At 65.2% G+C, this 21,648-nt stretch carries 24 protein-coding genes; 23 read left to right on the forward strand and 1 reads right to left on the reverse strand.

Annotated elements, in window-relative coordinates; genetic code table 11:
- Positions 1-359: 359 nt before the first annotated feature.
- The 20 genes from KJP29_RS10605 to nuoF all read left to right on the forward strand — a co-directional run bounded on the left by KJP29_RS10605 (position 360) and on the right by nuoF (position 17,684).
- Positions 360-1,523 (forward strand): isovaleryl-CoA dehydrogenase, encoded by a 1,164-nt coding sequence (locus KJP29_RS10605; RefSeq protein ID WP_218463529.1) that lies wholly within the window; start codon positions 360-362, stop codon positions 1,521-1,523.
- A 63-nt stretch (positions 1,524-1,586) separates the two neighbouring features.
- Positions 1,587-2,075 (forward strand): lysozyme inhibitor LprI family protein, encoded by a 489-nt coding sequence (locus KJP29_RS10610; protein WP_218463530.1) that lies wholly within the window; start codon positions 1,587-1,589, stop codon positions 2,073-2,075.
- Positions 2,076-2,099: 24 nt separating this feature from the next.
- Positions 2,100-2,357, forward strand: coding sequence for a hypothetical protein (locus KJP29_RS10615; protein WP_218463531.1), 258 nt, complete (start codon positions 2,100-2,102; stop codon positions 2,355-2,357).
- Positions 2,358-2,365: 8 nt separating this feature from the next.
- Positions 2,366-2,920 (forward strand): hypothetical protein, encoded by a 555-nt coding sequence (locus KJP29_RS10620; RefSeq protein WP_218463532.1) that lies wholly within the window; start codon positions 2,366-2,368, stop codon positions 2,918-2,920.
- Between the two features lie 112 nt (positions 2,921-3,032).
- The gene (locus KJP29_RS10625) at positions 3,033-4,637 is read left to right on the forward strand and encodes a carboxyl transferase domain-containing protein (RefSeq protein ID WP_218463533.1); all 1,605 of its coding nucleotides are present in this window, start codon (positions 3,033-3,035) and stop codon (positions 4,635-4,637) included.
- A 138-nt stretch (positions 4,638-4,775) separates the two neighbouring features.
- Positions 4,776-5,210: a thermonuclease family protein gene (locus KJP29_RS10630; protein WP_218463534.1), complete on the forward strand. Its 435-nt coding sequence runs from the start codon at positions 4,776-4,778 to the stop codon at positions 5,208-5,210.
- 10 nt (positions 5,211-5,220) lie between these two features.
- A complete protein-coding gene (locus KJP29_RS10635) occupies positions 5,221-7,164 on the forward strand; it encodes an acetyl/propionyl/methylcrotonyl-CoA carboxylase subunit alpha (RefSeq protein WP_218463535.1) in 1,944 nt (647 codons plus the stop codon).
- Entirely contained in the window at positions 7,161-7,820 is a 660-nt protein-coding gene (locus KJP29_RS10640; RefSeq protein ID WP_218463536.1) for a glutathione S-transferase family protein, read from the forward strand. Before KJP29_RS10635 ends, KJP29_RS10640 begins: the two co-directional genes overlap by 4 nt.
- Entirely contained in the window at positions 7,813-8,664 is an 852-nt protein-coding gene (locus KJP29_RS10645; RefSeq protein ID WP_218463537.1) for a hydroxymethylglutaryl-CoA lyase, read from the forward strand. Before KJP29_RS10640 ends, KJP29_RS10645 begins: the two co-directional genes overlap by 8 nt.
- Positions 8,661-9,446 (forward strand): crotonase/enoyl-CoA hydratase family protein, encoded by a 786-nt coding sequence (locus tag KJP29_RS10650; protein WP_218463538.1) that lies wholly within the window; start codon positions 8,661-8,663, stop codon positions 9,444-9,446. Before KJP29_RS10645 ends, KJP29_RS10650 begins: the two co-directional genes overlap by 4 nt.
- Positions 9,443-9,814: a hypothetical protein gene (locus KJP29_RS10655; RefSeq protein WP_218463539.1), complete on the forward strand. Its 372-nt coding sequence runs from the start codon at positions 9,443-9,445 to the stop codon at positions 9,812-9,814. The genes KJP29_RS10650 and KJP29_RS10655 overlap by 4 nt, the downstream gene beginning before the upstream one ends.
- Positions 9,815-10,086: 272 nt before the next feature.
- Positions 10,087-10,452: an NADH-quinone oxidoreductase subunit A gene (locus KJP29_RS10660; protein WP_218463540.1), complete on the forward strand. Its 366-nt coding sequence runs from the start codon at positions 10,087-10,089 to the stop codon at positions 10,450-10,452.
- Positions 10,443-10,976 (forward strand): NADH-quinone oxidoreductase subunit B family protein, encoded by a 534-nt coding sequence (locus tag KJP29_RS10665; protein ID WP_218463541.1) that lies wholly within the window; start codon positions 10,443-10,445, stop codon positions 10,974-10,976. Before KJP29_RS10660 ends, KJP29_RS10665 begins: the two co-directional genes overlap by 10 nt.
- A gap of 5 nt (positions 10,977-10,981) precedes the next feature.
- The gene (locus tag KJP29_RS10670) at positions 10,982-11,593 is read left to right on the forward strand and encodes an NADH-quinone oxidoreductase subunit C (protein WP_218463542.1); all 612 of its coding nucleotides are present in this window, start codon (positions 10,982-10,984) and stop codon (positions 11,591-11,593) included.
- A gap of 3 nt (positions 11,594-11,596) precedes the next feature.
- The gene (locus KJP29_RS10675) at positions 11,597-12,460 is read left to right on the forward strand and encodes a sulfotransferase domain-containing protein (protein ID WP_218463543.1); all 864 of its coding nucleotides are present in this window, start codon (positions 11,597-11,599) and stop codon (positions 12,458-12,460) included.
- Positions 12,457-13,680 (forward strand): NADH-quinone oxidoreductase subunit D, encoded by a 1,224-nt coding sequence (locus KJP29_RS10680; RefSeq protein WP_218463544.1) that lies wholly within the window; start codon positions 12,457-12,459, stop codon positions 13,678-13,680. The genes KJP29_RS10675 and KJP29_RS10680 overlap by 4 nt, the downstream gene beginning before the upstream one ends.
- A complete protein-coding gene (locus KJP29_RS10685) occupies positions 13,680-14,957 on the forward strand; it encodes an NADH-quinone oxidoreductase subunit E (RefSeq protein WP_218463545.1) in 1,278 nt (425 codons plus the stop codon). Before KJP29_RS10680 ends, KJP29_RS10685 begins: the two co-directional genes overlap by 1 nt.
- A 113-nt stretch (positions 14,958-15,070) precedes the next feature.
- Positions 15,071-16,120: a hypothetical protein gene (locus KJP29_RS10690; RefSeq protein WP_218463546.1), complete on the forward strand. Its 1,050-nt coding sequence runs from the start codon at positions 15,071-15,073 to the stop codon at positions 16,118-16,120.
- A gap of 15 nt (positions 16,121-16,135) precedes the next feature.
- Positions 16,136-16,354 carry a DUF5337 family protein gene (locus KJP29_RS10695; RefSeq protein WP_218463547.1) on the forward strand — a complete coding sequence of 73 codons (219 nt, stop codon included), beginning with the start codon at positions 16,136-16,138 and terminating at the stop codon, positions 16,352-16,354.
- Between the two features lie 28 nt (positions 16,355-16,382).
- Positions 16,383-17,684 carry an NADH-quinone oxidoreductase subunit NuoF gene (gene nuoF, locus KJP29_RS10700; RefSeq protein ID WP_218463548.1) on the forward strand — a complete coding sequence of 434 codons (1,302 nt, stop codon included), beginning with the start codon at positions 16,383-16,385 and terminating at the stop codon, positions 17,682-17,684.
- Between the two features lie 113 nt (positions 17,685-17,797).
- Here nuoF and KJP29_RS10705 read toward each other — a convergent pair whose 3' ends face one another.
- Positions 17,798-17,992, reverse strand: coding sequence for a hypothetical protein (locus tag KJP29_RS10705; protein WP_218463549.1), 195 nt, complete (start codon positions 17,990-17,992; stop codon positions 17,798-17,800).
- Positions 17,993-18,160: 168 nt separating this feature from the next.
- Here KJP29_RS10705 and nuoG point away from each other — a divergent pair, with 168 nt between their 5' ends.
- From nuoG to nuoH, 3 genes are read left to right on the forward strand one after another with little or no spacing between them, the layout of a single operon-like run.
- Positions 18,161-20,179, forward strand: a complete 2,019-nt coding sequence (nuoG, locus tag KJP29_RS10710; protein WP_218463550.1) for an NADH-quinone oxidoreductase subunit NuoG — start codon at positions 18,161-18,163, stop codon at positions 20,177-20,179.
- Between the two features lie 41 nt (positions 20,180-20,220).
- A complete protein-coding gene (locus KJP29_RS10715; RefSeq protein ID WP_218464923.1) occupies positions 20,221-20,598 on the forward strand; it encodes a hypothetical protein in 378 nt (125 codons plus the stop codon).
- Positions 20,599-20,610: 12 nt separating this feature from the next.
- A complete protein-coding gene (gene nuoH, locus KJP29_RS10720) occupies positions 20,611-21,648 on the forward strand; it encodes an NADH-quinone oxidoreductase subunit NuoH (RefSeq protein ID WP_218463551.1) in 1,038 nt (345 codons plus the stop codon).

The raw sequence follows: 21,648 nt of genomic DNA on the forward strand, positions 1-21,648 counted from the left end.
GTCGCTTGCACCAATGGCGCAGCAAAGACGGCCTCCCGGGATATTTATGAACCAGAGTAGGGGAGGGTCCACCCCCGAGGCTTCCCCTGGGGGCTTCTCCGGTCACGGTCATTGGCTTCCCAGCCTGTGCCGCAACCCTCTGATAACGCGTTAATCTTAACGACTCGTTACGTCTCTGGTCCATAAATATCCCGGAGAGCGCGAGAGGCTGGCCTCTCGCACGGGTTGACGGGCGGCGCAGCCGCGCGGCGATCCGTATCTCCGAACCCCGTCGTAACCCAGCGGAACACTTGACCCGACTCACCCCGCCTGCCAGAAATGAACAAGCGTTCAATAACGTGTCTTCAGGAGGAGGAAGCATGTTCACCGCATCCATGACGTTCGACCTGGGCGACGAGGTCAACGCGTTGCGCGACACCGTGCACCGCTTCGCACAGGAACGGATCAAGCCGCTCGCGGCCGAGATCGACAGGACCAATGATTTCCCTGCCCATCTGTGGCGCGAAATGGGCGATCTGGGTTTGCTCGGGATGACGGTCGAGGAGGACTACGGCGGCACCGGCATGTCCTATCTTGCGCATACCGTGGCCGTCGAGGAAATCGCACGGGCCTCCGCCTCCGTCTCACTGTCATATGGCGCACATTCGAACCTCTGTGTGAACCAGATCCGGCTCAATGGGACCGAGGCCCAGAAGGCGAAATATCTGCCGGGGCTGACCTCGGGCGAACTTGTCGGCGCGCTCGCCATGAGCGAACCGGGGGCGGGGTCCGACGTGGTCTCGATGCAGCTTCGGGCCGAGAAGAAAAACGGCTACTATACGCTGAATGGCTCGAAGTTCTGGATTACCAACGGGCCGGATGCCGACACGCTCGTGGTCTATGCCAAGACCGACATGGCGGCAGGCTCCAAGGGGATCACGGCCTTCATCGTCGAGAAGTCGATGAAGGGTTTCACCACCTCGCCGCATTTCGACAAACTGGGCATGCGCGGGTCGAACACGGCACAGCTCTTCTTCGAGGACGTCGAGGTGCCCTTCGAGAACGTGTTGGGCGAGGAGGGCAAGGGCGCGCGCGTCCTCATGTCCGGCCTCGACTACGAACGGGTCGTTCTTTCGGGCATTGGAACGGGCATCATGGCGGCCTGTCTGGACGAGGTCATGCCCTATATGGTCGAGCGCAAGCAGTTCGGGCAGTCGATCGGGGATTTCCAGCTTATGCAGGGCAAGATCGCCGACATGTATACCGCGATGAACTCGGCCCGCGCCTATGTCTACGAGGTGGCGCGCGCCTGCGACCGGGGCAGGGTAACGCGGCAGGATGCGGCGGCCTGCGTGCTCTATGCCTCGGAAGAGGCAATGAAGGTCGCGCATCAGGCAGTGCAGGCGATGGGCGGCATGGGGTTCATGAACGAAACCCCGGTGAGCCGTATCTTCCGCGACGCAAAACTCATGGAGATCGGAGCCGGCACGTCGGAAGTCCGGCGCATGCTCGTCGGGCGCGAGCTTATGGCCTCGATGCGCTGACAGCGGACTTGTCGGATGGCCCCGGGCGTGGTGCTCTGGGGTCATTCAGCGCAGGAGACATTCATGCTCAAGAGCCTTTCCCTTGTCCTAACCGTCGCCGCAACGCCCCTTGCTGCGCAGGACCTCGTCTATGACTTCACCGACAGCAAGGGTTGCGTGGCCAACGGCGGTGATTGGTACGACATGCTCCAGTGCATTGGTGTGGCGGCGGCCAACTGCATGGACAACTCGCCGCAAGGCCATACGACTATCGGCACCGGCGCTTGCCTCTGGGCCGAACACGAGGACTGGGACCGGGAACTCAACGCCGTCTATGGCCCGCTGATCGAAGCCCTGGCCCGCGACGACGAAACCTATGGCGAACCGGTGAGCATGGCGGAGGCGCTGCGCGACGCGCAGCGAAGCTGGATCGCCTACCGAGACGCGGCCTGCCATTTCGAGCGCTCGAAATGGGGGGCCGGCACGGGCGGCGGGCCAGCGCAGGCGAATTGCCTGATGCGCATGACCGCCGAACGGGCGATCACGCTTCAGCTCGAGTCCGCGGGGCGTTGAGGGATGCGGGCAGGGGTTCTTGTCATGATCGTCGCGCTCTGCGGGTTGTCGGCCATGCTGGGCTGGCGGCTCGGGCGGTCGGAACGACCGGACCCCTCGGGGATCGTCGCGCAATGGGCCGAGACCTATCGCGAAGAGACCGGGCGTTCCGGGCCTTGCGAAGGGCGGCCGGAAGGCACGGGCTTCGTGATAAGCTGTGGCGGGGAGGCGAACCGGGTGGACTACCGGACGGATGGCTGGGGGCGGCTGGTCGCACGGCATGCCGGGGCCTTGGACGGATGAGGGGCCTGTTGCTTCTAGGCTGGCTCGCGACCCCCGCGACGGGACAGGACCTGCCGGACCTTCAGACTTGCCTGAACAGCTATGTCGATGACTACGAATGGTTGCTCGAGGTGCATGCGGACGACGTGCTCGAGGATATCGAGGGCGGCATCTGGCATGTGGAAGAGGTGCCCAACTGCGTCACCATGGCGATCATGATCTGCGATGCAGCGGAAGCCTCCTATGCCTGCCAACGCGACCTCGCGGACGAAGAACGTGCGCTGGCCGAGGCGATCCGCGCCGGACTGCCGGACCCCGACCGGGGCGGCGACGGCTGGGCCAAGCGCCTCTATGCGGCGACCTACGATCTCGCCCATGGCATTTCCGCCGGCGACGATTGCGCGGGGACCGAGGATCCCATGACATCGTGGTGCCTGGCTCGCGAAGAGGGCAACCGCCTGCGCGACGCGGTGTCGGCCTGGCAGGTGGCGCGATACCTCGACCTCGTGCCCCCGGCCACCGAGGCCGGATGGGCCGGCCCGCCGCCACCCCTTCGCCCGCTGCCCAGACCGGAGGGCAGGTGATGCGCAGGAACCCATTCGAAGGGGCCGAAGCAAGCTACCGCTGCCTCATCGAGGCGAGCATGGAAACCGTGAACTGGATGCTGGACCAGACCGGGGAGGAGGACCTGAGCCAATGAAACTGGAAACCAAGGTGCTGACGGGGTCCGAGGACTTCGCGGCGAACCGGGCCGCGCATCTGGAAATGCTGGGTGTCATTGCCGAGGCGGCAACCGTCGCTCAGGCGGGAGGCGGCGACAAGGCGCGCGAGCGGCATCTTTCGCGCGGCAAGATGCTGCCCCGCGACCGCGTCGCGAACCTCCTCGACCCCGGCGCGCCCTTTCTCGAGGTCGGCGCGACGGCGGCGCACGGCATGTATGACGGCGCGGCCCCGGCGGCGGGGGTGATTGCGGGGATCGGACAGGTCCACGGGCAGGAAGTCATGGTCATCGCCAATGACGCCACCGTGAAGGGCGGCACTTACTACCCGATGACGGTCAAGAAGCACCTGCGCGCACAGGAGATCGCCGAGGAATGCAATCTGCCCTGCATTTACCTCGTAGACTCGGGCGGTGCGAACCTGCCTAACCAGGATGAGGTCTTTCCTGACCGCGACCACTTCGGGCGGATTTTCTACAATCAGGCCCGGATGAGCGCGAAGGGCATACCGCAGGTCGCCGTTGTCATGGGCTCCTGTACGGCGGGCGGCGCCTATGTTCCCGCGATGTCGGACGTAACGATCATCGTGCGCGAGCAGGGCACTATCTTTTTGGCCGGCCCGCCCCTCGTGAAGGCCGCGACCGGCGAGGTGGTGACGGCCGAGGACCTTGGCGGTGGCGACGTGCACACGCGGCTGTCCGGCGTGGCCGACTATCTGGCCGAGGATGACGCCCATGCGCTCGCGCTCGCCCGGCGGGCGGTCGAAAGCTTCAACCGGCGCAAGCCCGAGACGGTGCGGTGGGAGGCTGAGGAAGCCCCTGCCCATGACCCCGAAGAACTGCTCGGTATCGTGCCCGCCTCGCTCAACACGCCCTATGACATTCGCGAGGTGATCGCACGCGTGGTGGACGGCTCGCGTTTCGACGAGTTCAAGCCGCGCTTCGGCGAGACGTTGGTGACGGGCTTTGCCCATCTGAAAGGCTGCCCGGTGGGCATCATCGCGAACAACGGCGTGCTCTTTTCCGAAGCCGCCCAGAAGGGCGCGCATTTCGTCGAGCTTTGCTCGCAGCGGCGAATCCCCCTGATCTTCCTGCAGAATATCACCGGCTTCATGGTGGGCCGGAAGTACGAAAACGAGGGCATCGCGCGACACGGGGCCAAGATGGTGACGGCGGTCGCGACGACCAATGTGCCCAAGGTCACGGTCCTGGTCGGGGGCTCCTTCGGGGCCGGCAACTACGGAATGGCGGGGCGGGCCTATCAGCCCCGGTTCCTGTGGACCTGGCCCAATTCGCGGATCTCGGTCATGGGCGGCGCGCAGGCGGCGGGGGTTCTGGCCACCGTCAAACGCGAGGCCATCGAACGGGGCGGCGGGTCCTGGTCGGCGGACGAGGAAGCCGCCTTCAAGCAGCCCACCATCGACATGTTCGAGCGTCAGTCGCACCCGCTTTATGCCTCGGCGCGGCTCTGGGACGACGGCGTGATCGACCCGCGCAAGACGCGCGACGTTCTCTTCCTGTCGCTCGTGGCGGCGCTCAACGCACCGATCGAAAACACACGCTTCGGCGTGTTCCGCATGTGAAGAGGGCAGGTGTCATGGCGCGACCGAAGACGCGGCCGGCGCTGGGCCCGGGGACAGAGGCGGCGCCTCAAGGCGGGCTCTCGGCGGCGTGCCCGACATCCGCGTGGCGATACGTGGCCCCGGATCGGCAAGGGTCTGTTGTTTGGGCTGGTTGCCGGGATTGCCGTGATTGCGGCATTGGATCGGGCGGGCTTGCCGGTCATGAACCGGGTGTTCTTGCCGCGCGCAGCGGAAAGCGGGTGCCGTGTGCTCCGGGTCGTCGACGGCGATACGCTGACGCTGGCCTGTCCGGGAATCGGCATCGCGCGGTCGCGGTTGGTTGGAGTGGACGCGCCGGAGATCTTTTCGCCGCGCTGCGCCCGGGAATTGCGATTGGGTCTGACCGCGAAGCTACGGGTGCAAGCGCGGCTCTGGACGGCGCGGGACCTGGCCATCGTCCGACAAGGCAGGGATCGTTACGACCGGGTGCTCACCACGGTCTTTGTGGACGGCGAGAGCCTGTCCCGCTGGCTCGTGGACGAAGGGCTTGGCCGACCTTACGACGGAGGCGCGCGGGCCGGGTGGTGCAGTTAGGAGGACGGACATGTTCGACAAGATTCTGATCGCGAACCGGGGCGAGATCGCCTGCCGGGTGATCGACACCTGCCGCCGGCTGGGCGTGGCGACCGTGGCGGTCTATTCGGATGCGGACCGGGACGCGCGCCATGTGGCGATGGCGGACGAGGCCGTGCATATCGGCGGTTCGGCCCCGGCGGAGAGCTACCTGAAGGGCGACCGGATCATCGCGGCCGCGCAGGAAACCGGCGCGCAGGCAATCCATCCGGGCTACGGCTTCCTGTCCGAGAATCCGGATTTCGTGGAGGCGGTGGACGCCGCCGGGCTCGTCTTCATCGGACCCTCGGCCACGGCGATCCGGGCCATGGGGCTCAAGGATGCGGCGAAGGCGCTGATGGAAGAGGCCGGGGTGCCCGTGGTGCCCGGCTATCACGGTGCCGACCAGTCCGACGACGTTCTGGCGCAGGCAGCCGGGGAAGTCGGCTACCCGGTCCTGATCAAGGCGGTCGCCGGGGGCGGCGGGAAGGGGATGCGGCTGGTGGAACGGTCCGGCGACTTCGCCGATGCGCTGGCCTCGGCCCGTTCCGAGGCGCACACCGCCTTCGGCAATCCCGATGTACTGATCGAGAAATACGTGACGGCGCCCCGCCATATCGAGGTGCAGGTCTTCGGTGACGGCAATTCCGCAGTTCATCTCAACGAACGGGACTGTTCGCTGCAACGCCGCCACCAGAAGGTCATCGAGGAGGCCCCCGCGCCCGGCATGACGCCCGAGGTGCGCGCGGCCATGGGCAACGCCGCCGTGCGCGCTGCCGAGGCCATCGGATATGCCGGTGCGGGCACGGTCGAGTTCATCGTCGACGGTTCGGACGGCCTGCGTCCGGACGGGTTCTGGTTCATGGAGATGAACACCAGGCTTCAGGTCGAGCATCCCGTGACCGAGGAAATCACCGGCATCGACCTTGTCGAATGGCAGCTGCGCGTCGCCGCGGGCGAAGGCCTGCCCATGGCGCAGGCGGATATTCCCCTGCGCGGTCATGCCTTCGAGGCGCGGCTTTACGCCGAGGATGTCCCGGCTGGGTTCCTTCCCGCCACGGGCCGGCTTGCCCATCTCGAATTCGCGCCGGGCTGCCGGGCGGAAACCGGGGTGCGCACGGGCGATGTGATCAGCCCGTTCTACGACCCGATGATCGCCAAGATCGTAACCCGCGGCGCGACCCGGGCCATCGCATTGTCGTCCATGCGCGCCGCGCTGCGGGACACCCGGGTGGCAGGAACGGTCACGAACCTTGGCTTCCTCGCCGCGCTTTGTGCCCACGATGGCTTCGTCGTGGGAGAGGTTGATACCGGTCTCATCGCGCGGGATCTCGAGGCGCTGGTCGCCGCGCCCCCGCCGAGCGCCGGCGCGGTCGCCATGGCGGCCATCGCGGCCGCGGGACTGCTGTCACCGGGGCCGGCAGCGGGCTTCACGCTCTGGGAGCCGTTGCGCCGCAGCGTGCCGCTGGAGCATGACGGCGCCCCCGTGACGCCAGTGCTGGAGGTGGCGGGCGAGCGGATCGTGATCCATGTGGACGAAGACTCCGTGACCGCTGAACGGACGTCGTCCGGCTGGCGAATCGCGGGTCGGGCGGCGCCTGCGGTCGTCGTTTCGGGCGAACTGGTGACGGTGTTCGAGGGCGCAGGCCACGGGTTCCGGGTCGTGGATCCCCTGTCCGTTGCGGCGGCAGGCGGTCCCGCTGGCGACGTGGTCGAAGCCCCGATGCCGGGACTGGTGAAGGCGCTCTTCGTCGCGCCCGGCGACCGGGTGGAAGCCGGCGCGAAAATGGCCATCATGGAGGCAATGAAAATGGAACATACCCTGACCGCCCCGCGCGACGGGACCGTGGCCGAAGTGCTTGTATCCGAGGGCGCGCAGGTCGAAGCCCATGCCGCGCTGATCGCGCTCGAACCCGAAGAGGACGCAAACACATGATCCGACTTCACGCTGTTCCAGGTTCGCGATCCTTCCGGGTGCATTGGCTTCTGGCCGAGATGGGGATCGAGCCCGAGGTGGAAAACTACCGCATCGCCGACGGGAGCCTCGATACGGAAGGTTACCGCGCCCTGAACCCGGCGGGGCGGGTTCCCGCACTCGAAATCGACGGGATCACGATGATCGAAAGCGGTGCCATCGTGGAATACCTTTGCGAAACCCGGCCCGAGCATGGGCTGGGCCGCCTGCCGGGCGATCCCGAGCGGGCCGAGTTTCTCGTCTGGCTCCATTATGCCGAGACGGTGGCGACGGCGATCCAGAACCTCAACCTGCAACAGGTCTTCCTGCCAGATCCGGCCATGCGCTCGCCCACGGTCATTGCGCTCGAAGTGCGGCGTCTGGCGACGGCACTGAAGCCGCTCGAGAAGCGGTTGAGCGGTCAGGACTACCTGCTGGCCTCCGGATTTTCGGCAGCGGACGTGATGTTCGGCTTTGGCGTCGAGGCGGCGTTTCATTATGTCTACAAGGAGAAGTTCCCGGCGCTCGTTGCCTATCACGCGCGGCTCGCGGCGCGGCCGGCCTATCAGGCGGCCATGGCGGAACAGGGGCCGGACTCGATCTACACGCAGGACTTCTACGAGGTGCCACGTGGCTGATACGGTCGAGCTTGTCGAAGTCGGTCCACGCGACGGGCTTCAGAACGAGGCGCGGCTCATCCCGGCGGCCGAGAAGATCGCCCTTGTCGATGCGCTGTCCGAGACCGGGTTCCGCCGGATCGAGGTGGCGAGCTTCGTGAGCCCGAAATGGGTGCCCCAGATGGCCGACGGGGCCGAGGTGCTGGCCGGGATCAGCCGGCGCGCGGGCGTGACCTACATGGCGCTGGCCCCGAACATGAAGGGCTTCGAGCGGGCGATGGCGGCGAAGGCCGACGAGGTCGCGATCTTCGCGAGCGCGAGCGAAGGGTTCAGCCGCGCCAATATCAACTGCACCATCGCCGAAAGCCTCGAGCGGTTCCTGCCGGTGGCCGCGGCGGCGCGCGACCGGGGGGTGCGGGTGCGGGGCTATATCTCCTGCGTGATCGACTGTCCCTATGACGGACGCGTCGCCCCCGAAGCCGTGGCGCGGGTCGCGGCCGAGCTTGTGGCCATGGGCTGCTACGAGGTGTCTTTGGGCGACACCATTGGGAAAGGCACGCCCGAGACGATCCGCGACATGCTGATCGCGGTGACGGAACATGTGCCCGCGGATCAGCTTGCCGGTCATTACCATGACACGGGCGGCCGGGCGCTCGACAATATAGAGATGTCGGTGGAGCTGGGGCTCAGGGTCTTCGACGGCGCGGTCGGCGGGCTCGGCGGCTGCCCTTACGCGCCCGGCGCCAAAGGCAATGTCGCGACCGAGCGGATGCACGACCGGCTTTCCGCGCTTGGGTTTCAGACCGGGCTCGATCGTGACAGGCTGGTCGCGGCGGCGGAGATGGCAAGGAACATGCGAACATGAGCTACGAGACGCTTTCGGTCCAGACCGACCGGCGCGGTGTTGCGACGCTGAGCCTCAATCGACCGGAGAAACACAACAGCCTCTCGGCGCGGATGATCGAGGACCTCACGCAGGCGGCGCAGGCGCTGGGCGATGACCCGGCAGTGCGGGTCGTGGTGCTGACCGGTGCGGGCGAAAGTTTCTGCGCGGGGGGCGACCTGGGCTGGATGCGCGACCAGATGCAGGCCGATGCCGAGACCCGGTTTCGCGAAGCGCGCAAGCTTGCGATGATGCTGAAGGCGCTGAACGAGATGCCGAAGCCGCTGGTCGGACGCGTTCAGGGGCAGGCCTTCGGCGGCGGGATCGGCATGTGCGCGGTTTGCGATATCGCCATCGCGGCGGACCACGCGATGTTCGGCCTGACCGAGACGCGGCTGGGGCTGATCCCGGCGACCATCGGGCCTTATGTGCTCGCGCGCATGGGCGAGGCGATGACACGGCGGGTGTTCATGAATGGACGCCGGTTCGGAGCGTTCGAGGCGCAGAGGCTGGGCATCGTGGCCGAGGTCGCGGCTGAGGGCACGCTCGATGAGATTGTCGAGGCACAGGTCGTGCCCTATCTCGCCTGCGCGCCCGAAGCGGTGGCACGGGCCAAGCGGCTTGCCCGGCGGCTGGGTCCGCCGATCACCGAGGAGGTCATCGACGAGACCATCGGCGAATTGGTCGCCTGCTGGGAAGGGCAGGAGGCGCGGGACGGCATCGCGGCCTTCTTCGACCGGCGGCGTCCGGACTGGGTGCAATGATCTACTGGGCGGGCATCCTCTACGGGGTTCTCGCGCTGATTGCGGCTGCGTTCCAGCTCGCCGTGGCGCTGGGTATGCCTTGGGGACAACTGACCATGGGCGGGCGCTGGCCGGGGCGATTGCCGGGGGTGATGCGCGCGCTCGCCGTGGTGCAGGCCGGACTGCTTGTCCTTCTGGCGCGGATCGTGGCGGGGGCTTCGGGGCTCTTTGTGCCGCTGGGGCCATCCTGGCTCATTTGGATCGCTGTGGCCTTCACGGGGCTCTCCACCTTGGCAAATGGCGCGACTCCTTCGCGGCCTGAGCGCAGGCTCTGGGGCCCCGTGACCACGATCATGTTTCTTTCCGCGATTTACGTCGCAGTAGCCTGAACACGATGAGTGAGTCGCCAAGCGTCTGAACAATTGCCCAAGACAACGGCACTCATCGGTCAGCGCGGGAGCCGAGGAATGCGCGTCTGGATCGGGTTGGAACCCGGAATGCCGTAGTCTACATTGAATGAAACAACCCGTTTCAATCGCTTGCAAAGCCTGCCTGAAACCGCCCGAAAAAAGGGGCGGTTTGGTTGACCATGCCACGAGACGGGAGTAGACCCCCGATTGAGCCAAACTGTCGCGGGCGCAAGCCCCACAAAGGAGCCACCGTGGAAGACATCCTCCGTGAATACCTCCCCATCGTCATATTCCTCGCCGTTGCCATCGGGCTTGGCCTCGTCCTGATCATCGCCGCCGCCGTCCTTGCCGTCCGCCACCCGGACCCGGAAAAGGTGTCGGCCTATGAGTGCGGGTTCAACGCTTTCGACGACGCGCGGATGAAGTTCGATGTGAGGTTCTATCTCGTCTCGATCCTCTTCATCATCTTCGACCTCGAAATCGCGTTCCTCTTCCCGTGGGCCGTGGCGTTCAAGGACATCGGGCTTGTCGGGTTCTGGTCGATGATGGTGTTCCTTGCGGTGCTGACCATCGGCTTCGCTTACGAATGGAAGAAGGGGGCGCTCGAATGGGAGTGATTACCGGAGCCAATACCGCCGGCGGTGATCGCGAAGTCGCGACGCGGCATCTGAACGACCAGCTGGCCGACAAGGGCTTTCTGCTGACCACGACGGACGACATCATCAACTGGGCGCGCACCGGGTCGCTGCACTGGATGACATTCGGTCTGGCCTGCTGCGCGGTCGAGATGATGCAATCGTCGATGCCACGCTACGACCTCGAACGCTACGGCACCGCGCCGCGCGCCTCGCCGCGTCAGTCGGACCTGATGATCGTGGCGGGCACGCTCACGAACAAGATGGCCCCTGCGCTGCGCAAGGTCTATGACCAGATGCCCGAGCCGCGCTACGTGATCTCGATGGGCTCCTGCGCGAATGGCGGCGGTTATTACCATTATTCCTATTCGGTGGTGCGGGGCTGTGACCGTGTGGTGCCCGTGGATGTCTATGTGCCGGGCTGCCCGCCTTCGGCTGAGGCGCTGGTCTACGGTATCCTTCAGCTGCAACGCAAAATCCGCCGCACCGGCACCATTGTGAGGTAAGGCGCATGACCGAAGCTCTGAACGAACTCGGCGCTCTCATCGAGGCGAAACGTCCTGATCAGGTCGTGTCCTGGGACGTGGCCTTCGACGAGTTGACCATGACCGTGCAGCCTGAGGCGCTGCCCGGCTTCATCGAGTTCCTGAAAGGGGATGGGAATTGCAAGTTCTCGTCGCTAGTGGACATCACCGCCGTGGATTATCCCGAGCGTGAGGCGCGTTTCGACGTCGTCTACCATTTCCTGTCGATGTATCGGAACCACCGCATCCGCGTGAAGGCCGCCGTCGCAGAAGGCGACATGGTGCCCTCGATCGTCGAGGTCCATCCATCTGCCAACTGGTTCGAGCGCGAGATCTTCGACATGTTCGGGATCATCTTCAAGGGTCACCCGGACCTGCGGCGCATCCTCACCGACTACGGCTTCCGGGGCTATCCGCTGCGCAAGGACTTCCCGACCACGGGCTACACCGAAGTCCGCTATGACGAGGTCGAGAAGCGGGTGGTCTATGAGCCGGTGAAGCTCGTGCAGGATTATCGTCAGTTCGATTTCATGAGCCCGTGGGAGGGTGCCAACTACATCCTTCCGGGCGACGAGAAGAGTGGAGAGGCCAAGGGCTGATCCATGATCCCCCAGACGCTCATATACTGCGTGGGAGCAGCGAAGGCCGGTACGAGCTGGCTCTTCGACTATCTGTTCGGCCATCCGGAGTGTTACTTTCCCACGGTGAAGGAGCTTCACTACTGGGACGGTATCCGCGCCGGGCATGGCGGTATGTTCCGCGACCAGCTTCCGGGCCGGATCGCGGACATTCGCGCGCGCCATGAGGTCACGCAGGACGAGCGTCAGCGCGCCTACCAGGAAAGAAACATGGCCGATCTGACGGCCTGGCACGACCGGTTCGACGGGGTGACCCGTGACGACGCGATGTATCGCGATTTCATCGGGATCGGCAGCCGGGACGCCCGCGTGGTGGGCGATTTCACTCCGGCCTATGCGACCATGCCCAAACCCTGGATGGCCGAGATGGTCGCGGTCCATGACGACGTGAAGGCGATCTACCTTCTGCGCGAACCCGTGGACCGGCTGTGGTCGCATTTCCGCATGGACGCGGGCGCGGGCGGCGAGGTCGCGGCGCGCGCGAAGATGGACGATTTCCTCTCGGGCGGCGAAGAGATCGTCGCGCAACGGTCGAACTATCGTCAGGCGATCAACCGGCTGACCGAGGTCCTGCCCCGCGAGCGGGTGCTGGTGGAATTCTACGAGCGGCTCTTCTCGCAGGCGACGCTCGACCGGATCTGCGATTTCATCGGGATCGCGCGGCGCGAGGGCGCCGTTGACAAACAGGTGCATGGCTCGGCGCCGGCGTCGCTCGACGCGGAGCGCAGGGCGCGGGCGCAGGTGGCGCTCAAGCAGCAATACAACTTCATCGAACGCTTCATGGGCGGCCTGCCCGCGGAGTGGACCAGCAAGATGGTGACGGCATGATGGATGGCAGCAAGGGTTTCGAGGACGCTCTGACGGGCGAACAGCAGATCCGCAACTTCAACATCAACTTCGGTCCCCAGCACCCGGCGGCGCACGGCGTGCTGCGTCTCGTGCTGGAGCTGGACGGCGAGATCGTGGAGCGCTGCGACCCGCACATCGGGCTCTTGCATCGGGGCACCGAGAAGCTGATGGAGAGCCGCACCTATCTCCAGAACCTGCCCTATTTCGACCGGCTCGACTATGTCGGCACGATGAACCAGGAACACGCCTGGTGCCTTGTGATCGAAAAGCTCTGCGGTGTGGAAGTGCCGCGCCGTGGCTCGCTCATCCGCGTGCTCTATTCCGAGATCGGCCGCATCCTGAACCACCTTCTCAATGTCACGACACAGGCGATGGACGTGGGCGCGCTGACGCCGCCTCTCTGGGGTTTCGAAGAGCGTGAAAAGCTCATGGTCTTCTATGAGCGGGCTTCGGGTGCGCGGCTCCATGCCGCCTATTTCCGTCCCGGGGGCGTCCATCAGGACCTGCCGCCCGCGCTTCTCGACGATATCGAGGAATGGTGCCATGAGTTCCCCGCGAAGCTTCAGGACATCGACGACCTTCTGACGGAAAACCGTGTGTTCAAGCAGCGCAACGTGGACATCGGCATCGTCACCGAAGAGGACATCCTCAATTGGGGCTATTCCGGGGTCATGGTGCGCGGGTCGGGCTTTGCCTGGGACCTGCGCCGCTCGCAGCCCTATGAATGCTACGACGAGTTCGATTTCAAAGTGGCCGTCGGCAAGAATGGCGACTGCTACGACCGCTACCTCGTCCGCATGGCCGAGATGCGCGAGAGCGTGAAGATCATGCTTCAGGCGATCGAGAAACTCCGCGCGCCCGAGGGGCAGGGTGACGTGCTCGCCAGGGGCAAGCTGTCGCCGCCGAAACGCGCCGACATGAAGACCTCGATGGAAGCGCTCATCCACCACTTCAAGCTCTATACCGAGGGCTTCCACGTTCCGGCGGGCGAGGTTTACTGCTCGGTCGAAGCGCCAAAAGGCGAGTTCGGCGTCTATCTCGTGTCGGACGGCACCAATAAACCCTACCGCGCCAAGCTGCGCGCGCCGGGCTACCTTCACCTTCAGTCGATGGACCATGTCGCGTCCGGCCACCAGCTGGCCGACGTCGCCGCGATCATCGGCACCATGGACATCGTTTTCGGAGAGGTTGACCGCTAATGCTGCGCCGTCTGCACCACGAACAACCGGCTTCTTTCGCCTTCACCCCGGACAACCTCGCCTGGGCCGAAGCGCAGATCACCAAGTATCCCGAGGGGCGACAGGCCTCCGCAATCATCCCGCTCCTGTGGCGGGCGCAGGAACAAGAAGGCTGGCTGACGCGACCCGCGATCGAGAGCATCGCGGACATGCTTGGGATGCAGTATATCCGGGCGCTGGAAGTGGCGACATTCTACTTCATGTTTCAACTGCAACCCGTTGGCTCTGTTGCGCATTTCCAGATATGCGGCACGACATCCTGCATGATCATGGGGTCCGAGGACCTCATCGCGGTCTGCAAGGAGCGCATCGCGCCCAAGGCGCATCAGCTTTCGGCGGACGGCAAGTTTTCTTGGGAAGAGGTCGAATGCCTCGGGTCCTGCGCCAACGCGCCCATGGCCCAGATCGGCAAGGATTACTATGAGGACCTCACGACCGAGAGCTTCGGCGCGCTCATCGACAAGATGGCGGCGGGCGAGGTGCCGGTCCCCGGTCCGCAAAACGGCCGTTACACCTCGGAGCCCGCGCATGGGCTGACGAGCCTCAAGGACCACGAGGCAGGCAAGCCCAAGTATAACGCTTCGGTCGAACTCGCGACCGACATCGGCGATACGCTCAAGCGCATCGACGGCACCGAAGTGCCGCTGCGTGCACCCTGGCAGGGGTCCCAGACGGGCAAGAAAGTGGCCGTGAAGCCGCGCAAGGCCGTGACCAAGCCCGGCGACGCCGAAGCCGCGATGAGCGATGCGAACGAACCGGGCCATCCCGAGCCGAAGGCGAACGCGAAACCCGCGGCGACGACCTCTGCCGGCGCTGCCAAGACGACGACCGGCGCCGCCGAAGCCGCAAAAGCCAAGTCCGGCGGCGATGCTCCCGCGATGACCGATGCGCCCGTGAACATTGCGGGGGGCGACGCGCCGCAGGCCTCGGGCACCCCCGCAGCCGAAGTGGGAACGAAACCCGCAGCCCTCGACGCCCCGCGTGAGGGCAAGGCCGACGATCTCAAGGCCATCAAAGGTGTCGGCCCGAAGCTCGAAACCATGCTGCATGGCATGGGGTTCTATCACTTCGACCAGATAGCTGCCTGGAGCGCCGACGAACTCGCCTGGGTCGACCAGAACCTCGAAGGGTTCAAAGGCCGGGCTTCGCGAGACAACTGGACCGAACAAGCCAAAACGCTCGCCTCTGGCGGGGAAACCGAATTCTCGAAGAAAGTGAAAAAGGGCGACGTCTACTGACGTGCGACCAATGTGGTAATGAAGAAGATGGCGAAGGACAGGAAAGATAAGACAGCGGCGCGAGACCGTCTGTCCACCGCCGTATTTGGACCTCACAACAGGGAATCGGGGGAATGGCTATGAATGACAACGGAAAATGCAGGAACACCTGCTGGGTCGCGGGGGGGCTTCTCGGCCTCGTCGTGGCACTGCTCATGAACGATCCGTGGCTTTGGGCGATCATCGTCGGGATCGTGGTCGCCGTGGTGGCGGCACTGGTGCTGCAACGGGTGTTCTGCACAGGCGTAGCGGCCAACGCCGGGTCGACCGCGACCAAACCGGCATCGGCCAGCACCGCGGCCGCCAAGACTGCGCCCGCGACAACGGCGCCTGCTACGGCGAGCGAAACCCCGAAAGCCGAGATGAGCACGGGCGAAGCGGCGGCGGAAGCGGCCTCCTCCGCCGGGATGGGCAATCCGGACGCGGCAGCGGTGAAACCGGCGGCGGCACTCGATGCCTCGGCGCAGGAGCAGACGTCGGACGCGAACGCATCCGTGGTGAAGCCGTCCAAGGAGCTTCCGGGCACGGCCGAACTGGCCGCGAAGAAGGGCGACTACAAATATGTGAAGCCTGCCGCCGAAGCCGCTCCGACCGCGAAGGACACAGCGACCAAGGCGCCGGCTGCCAAGAAGGCACCTGCCGCCAAGACCGCCGTGAAACCGTCGAAAGAGCTTCCCGGCACCGCAGAGCTCGCCGAAAAGAAGGGCAACTACAAGTATGAGGCCGGTGCGGCCGCCCCGAAGAAAGCGGCAACCAAGTCCTCGGCGACCAAGGCCGCCGGAACGGGCGGATTGTCGGCCGCGGCACGCAAGGTCGGGGAAGCCGGCGGCGTATCGGTCCGGCTTGCCGCACCGCGCGAGGGGGGGCCCGACGATCTCAAGATGCTGAAGGGCGTGGGACCGAAGATCGAGGCCCAGCTCCATGCGCAGGGGATCTATCATTTCGATCAGGTCGGCCAGCTCAAGAAGGCCGAGATCGAATGGCTCGACGACATCATGGTGGGCACCTCGGCCCGCCAGATCGCCGGATGGCAACCGGACGCAAAGGTGCTCGCCAAGGGTGGCACAACCGAATTTTCCACAAAGGCCAAGAAGACCGGCCTTTATGGCGACAACACGAAGTAAGGCACGACCAAGAGAATGACCGACGACCGGGATCAGACAAGGGCGCGACAGGGCAGGACAGCTGCCGTGGTCATCGCCCTGTCGGGTCTGGTTTCGATCGTCGGCACCGGCTTCGGCGCGCAGTTGGGATTGTCCAACCGCGCGATGGGGCTCATCGGACTGGCTGCGATGGGGGGCTTTGCCTTTGGCCTCATCCTCGCAGTTCGCATCTGGCTCGCCGGGCGCAAGGCCTGACGGACAGGATAACGAAGGAAGAACGGGCATGTTGAAAGATCAGGATCGGATCTTCACCAATATCTACGGGATGCACGACCGCACGCTCGCGGGCGCGCGCGCCCGTGGCCACTGGGACGGAACCGCCGGGATCATCCAGAAGGGCCGCAACTGGATCATCGACACGATGAAGGCCTCGGGTCTGCGTGGTCGGGGCGGCGCGGGCTTTCCCACAGGGTTGAAATGGTCGTTCATGCCGAAGGAATCGGACGGTCGACCTGCCTATCTGGTGGTCAATGCCGACGAATCCGAACCGGGCACCTGCAAGGACCGGGAAATCATGCGCCACGATCCGCATACGCTGATCGAGGGCTGCCTGATCGCCTCCTTCGCGATGAACGCGCATGCCTGCTACATCTACATCCGCGGCGAATATATCCGCGAGCGGGAAGCGCTGCAGGCCGCGATCGACGAATGTTACGATGCCGGGCTTCTGGGCAAGAACGCCGCCGGATCGGGCTGGGACTTTGACCTCTACCTGCACCACGGCGCGGGCGCCTATATCTGCGGCGAGGAAACTGCGCTTCTGGAAAGCCTCGAGGGCAAGAAGGGCATGCCGCGCATGAAGCCTCCGTTCCCGGCCGGGGCGGGCCTTTACGGCTGCCCGACCACGGTGAACAACGTTGAATCCATTGCCGTTGCGCCGACTATCCTGCGCCGTGGAGCGGAATGGTTCGCAGGCTTCGGTCGCGCCAACAACGCGGGCACCAAGCTCTTCGCGATCTCGGGCCATGTGAACAACCCCTGCGTCGTGGAAGAGGCGATGTCGATTTCCTTCGAGGAACTGATCGACAAGCATTGTGGCGGTATCCGCGGCGGCTGGAACAACCTTCTTGCCGTCATCCCCGGTGGTTCGTCCGTGCCCTGCGTGCGCGGCGAGAAGATGAAGGACGCCATCATGGACTTCGACTACCTCAGGAGCGAGCTTGGCTCGGGCCTCGGGACAGCCGCGGTCATCGTGATGGACAAGCAGACTGACATCGTGAAGGCGATCTGGCGGCTGTCGAAGTTCTACAAACACGAAAGCTGCGGCCAGTGCACGCCCTGCCGCGAAGGCACCGGATGGATGATGCGGGTGATGGACCGTCTGGTGCGGGGCGAGGCGGAGGTCGAGGAAATCGACATGCTCTTCGACGTGACGAAACAGGTCGAAGGTCACACCATTTGCGCCCTCGGCGATGCGGCCGCCTGGCCGATCCAAGGCCTGATCCGCAACTTCCGCGAGGAAATCGAGGACCGGATCAAGGCCCAGAAGTCGGGCCGTATCTCTGCGGCGGTGGCAGCGGAGTAAGCGGTGACGGTGGCACGCCATATCCCGGCGCATCAGGCGCAGCGGGGTGATGCGACGCACGCACGCGCGGCCGGACCGCGCGTGGGCTTCGCCGTGGCGCCCCGTGACGCAGGTCAGTCGGTCTTGGTGACCTTGTCGAGGTTGTCGCGGTCTTTCTCGGGCATGCCTTCGGATATGTCGTCCGAGGTTTCGCGCGACTTCTCGCGCCCCGCGGCGTCGGTGTCCTTGAAGCGTTCGGTCTGTTCGCGGGCTTCTTCCTCGCGGGCTTTCAGATCGTCGTGCTTCACGGGTTTGGATGATGTGGACATGGGGGTCTCCTCCTTTCGGACTGAACGCGGGACTATCGGTCCCGGTTCCGGGCGGGCGATCCGCCGGGCGCGGGCCCGGCACTGAAAACGGCGGGCGGGATCTTCGGACCCGACCGTTCAAGCGTAAGGCCGGCGAGATCCGGCGTAGACAAAGAACTGGGTAAGCAGATGGCAGACCTGAAGAAAATCATGATCGACGGGACCGAGGTCGAGGTGGATGGCGCGATGACCATCCTTCAGGCCTGCGAAGTGGCGGGCATCGAGGTTCCGCGCTTTTGCTACCACGAACGGCTGTCCATCGCCGGCAACTGCCGCATGTGTCTGGTCGAGGTCGTGGGCGGTCCGCCGAAACCCGCCGCCTCCTGCGCGATGCAGGTCCGCGACCTGCGTCCGGGGCCGGAAGGCCAGGCGCCCGTCGTGAAGACCAACTCGCCCATGGTGAAGAAGGCCCGCGAAGGGGTGATGGAGTTCCTGCTCATCAACCACCCGCTCGATTGCCCGATCTGCGACCAGGGCGGCGAATGCGACCTGCAGGATCAGGCCATGGCCTATGGCGTGGACTTCTCGCGCTACCGCGAACCGAAGCGGGCGTCCGAAGACCTGGACCTTGGCCCGCTGGTGTCGACCCAGATGACGCGCTGCATTTCCTGCACCCGCTGCGTGCGCTTCACGACCGAGGTCGCGGGCATCCACCAGATGGGCCAGACGGGCCGGGGTGAGGATGCGGAGATCACCTCCTACCTCAACACCACGCTCGACTCGAACCTTCAGGGCAACATCATCGACCTGTGCCCGGTGGGCGCGCTTACCTCGAAGCCCTATGCCTATACCGCGCGGCCATGGGAACTGACCAAGACCGAAACCATCGACGTGATGGACGCGCTCGGCTCGAACATCCGCGTGGACACGAAGGGGCGCGAAGTCATGCGTATCCTGCCGCGCAACCATGACGGCGTGAACGAGGAATGGATTTCCGACAAGACGCGCTTTGTCTGGGATGGGCTGCGCCGCCAGCGGCTCGACCGCCCCTACGTCCGCGTCGACGGCAAGCTGAAACCCGTGAGCTGGGGCGAGGCTCTTGCCGCCGCCGCCACGGCGATGAAGGGTCGCAAGGTCGCGGGACTGGTCGGCGATCTGGCCTCGGTGGAGATGGCCTGGTCGCTGAAGACCCTGATCGAGGGGCAGGGCGGTTCGGTGGAATGTCGCACGGACGGGTCGAAACTCCCGGCCGGCAACCGCTCGGCCTATGTCGGCACGGCCCGGATCGAACACATCGACAGCGCGCAGAACATGATCCTCATCGGCACCAACCCGCGCGACGAAGCGCCGGTTCTGAATGCCCGCATCCGCAAGGCATGGCTGCGCGGGGCCAAGATCGCAGGCATCGGCCCGGTCGCGGACCTGACCTATGACGTCATCACGATCGGGAACGACCGCAAGGCGCTCGTCGACCTCGCCGGGATGGACCATTCCGACAAGGAGGGTGTCGCCGGCGTGATGGTCGTCGGGCAAGGCGCGATCAGCGAGGCGGACGGCGAGGCTGTTCTGAGCCAGGCGATGAAGGCCGCCGAAGCTGCGGGCTCCAAGCTACTCATCCTCCACACTGCCGCCTCGCGCGTCGGTGCGATGGACGTCGGCGCGGTGACCGAAGGCGGGCTCGACGCCGCGCTCGACGGCGCCGAGGTCGTGTTCAACATGGGTGCGGACGAGGTCGAGATCGGCGCCGGTCCGACGGTCATTTACATGGGCAGTCACGGCGACCGGGGTGCGCATCGCGCCGACATCATTCTGCCGGGCGCGGCCTATGTCGAGGAAAACGGGCTCTTCGTGAACACCGAGGGCCGTCCGCAGCTCGCCCTGCGTGCCGCCTTCCCGCCGGGAGAGGCCAAGGAAAACTGGGCCATCCTGCGCGCCTTGTCGGCCGAACTCGGTGCGACGCTCCCTTGGGACAGCCTCGCCGCGCTTCGCCGGGCCCTCGTCGCCGAAGTGCCGCACCTCGCCAGGATCGACGAGGTGCCGGAGAACGAGTGGCAGGCACTTCCGGTCGCGAAGCCGGGTGACGCGACTTTCCGCACCGCGGTGCGCGACCATTACCTCACGAACCCCATCACGCGGGCGTCGCAGGTGATGGCCGAGCTCTCGGCTCAGGCCAAGGCGCGCGCGACCACGGCGGTCGCCGCAGAGTGATCCGGCAGGCCGCATATCTGGGCGCCACCGCGCTAGTCCTCATGTCCTGCGGTGAGCAGGCCGAGGTGACGCGCGCGGTGAAAAGCGCCGAGGCGGCCGTCGCGCCTTTTGATCCCCGCTATCTGGGGATCGGGACGCGGCTGTTGGATGGCGACCTCGTGGCCTTCGACGTGCGCATGACCGGCGCGCGCAACAATCAGGACGTGGCGGACTATGGCCAGTGTGCGGCGGCGCAATATGCGTTGATCCGCGGCTACGGTTTCGCCCGTCACGTGAGAACGGCTGTGGACACCCGCGGCGATGTCTGGGAAGGAGACGCCACTTATGTGATCTCCGACGCAATCCCGGACGGTGTGGCCAAGATCGACGCGGAAGTGGCGGTCGCGGCCTGCAAGGAAAACGGTATACCGACGATCTGAGGCAAGACTCTGATGTATGAATTCTTCACGACGACGAACACGGGGATCGCGCTGACGATCGTGGGGCAGGTGCTCCTGATCGTGGTGCCGCTTCTCGTCGCGCTGGCATTTCTGCTCTACTTCGACCGCAAGGTCTGGGCGGCGGTGCAGCTGCGTCGCGGCCCCAACGTGGTGGGCGCCTTTGGTCTGCTGCAATCCTTCGCCGACTTCCTGAAGTATGTGCTGAAGGAAATCGTGGTGCCGGCGGGCGCGGACAAGTTCGTCTTCTTCCTCGCGCCCATGCTGTCCTTCGTCCTCGCCATGATCGCCTGGTCCGTGATCCCCTTCTCGGACACGGCGGTTCTGGCCGACATCAACGTGGCGATCCTCTTCGTCTTCGCGGTTTCCTCGCTCGAGGTCTACGGCGTCATCATGGGCGGCTGGGCGTCGAACTCGAAATACCCCTTTCTCGGTTCGCTCCGCTCGGCGGCGCAGATGATCTCCTACGAGGTCTCGATCGGCCTCATCATCATCGGGGTCGTGCTTTCGACCGGGTCGCTCAACTTCGGTGACATCGTGCGCGCGCAGGAGGGGGCGGGGATCTTCTCGTGGTACTGGCTCCCGCATTTCCCGATGGTGTTCCTCTTCCTCATCTCGGCCATGGCGGAAACCAACCGCCCGCCCTTCGACTTGCCGGAGGCGGAATCCGAACTCGTCGCGGGCTATCAGGTGGAATACTCGTCCACCCCGTTCCTGCTGTTCATGATCGGGGAATACGTAGCCATCGTGCTCATGTGCGCGCTCGTCTCGATCCTCTTCTTCGGGGGCTGGCTGTCGCCCATTCCGGGCCTGCCCGACGGGATGCTCTGGCTCTTCCTGAAGATCTTCTTCTTCTTCTTCGTCTTCGCGATGGTGAAGGCGATCACCCCCCGCTACCGCTACGACCAACTGATGCGGATCGGCTGGAAAGTCTTCCTGCCGCTCTCCCTGATCTGGGTGGTTCTGGTGGCGTTCTTTGCACAATACGGCGCGTTCTGGGGAACCTACGCCCGCTGGACCGTGGGAGGCTGA

This window comes from Maritimibacter sp. DP1N21-5, assembly GCF_019218295.1.
GTDB lineage: Bacteria > Pseudomonadota > Alphaproteobacteria > Rhodobacterales > Rhodobacteraceae > Maritimibacter.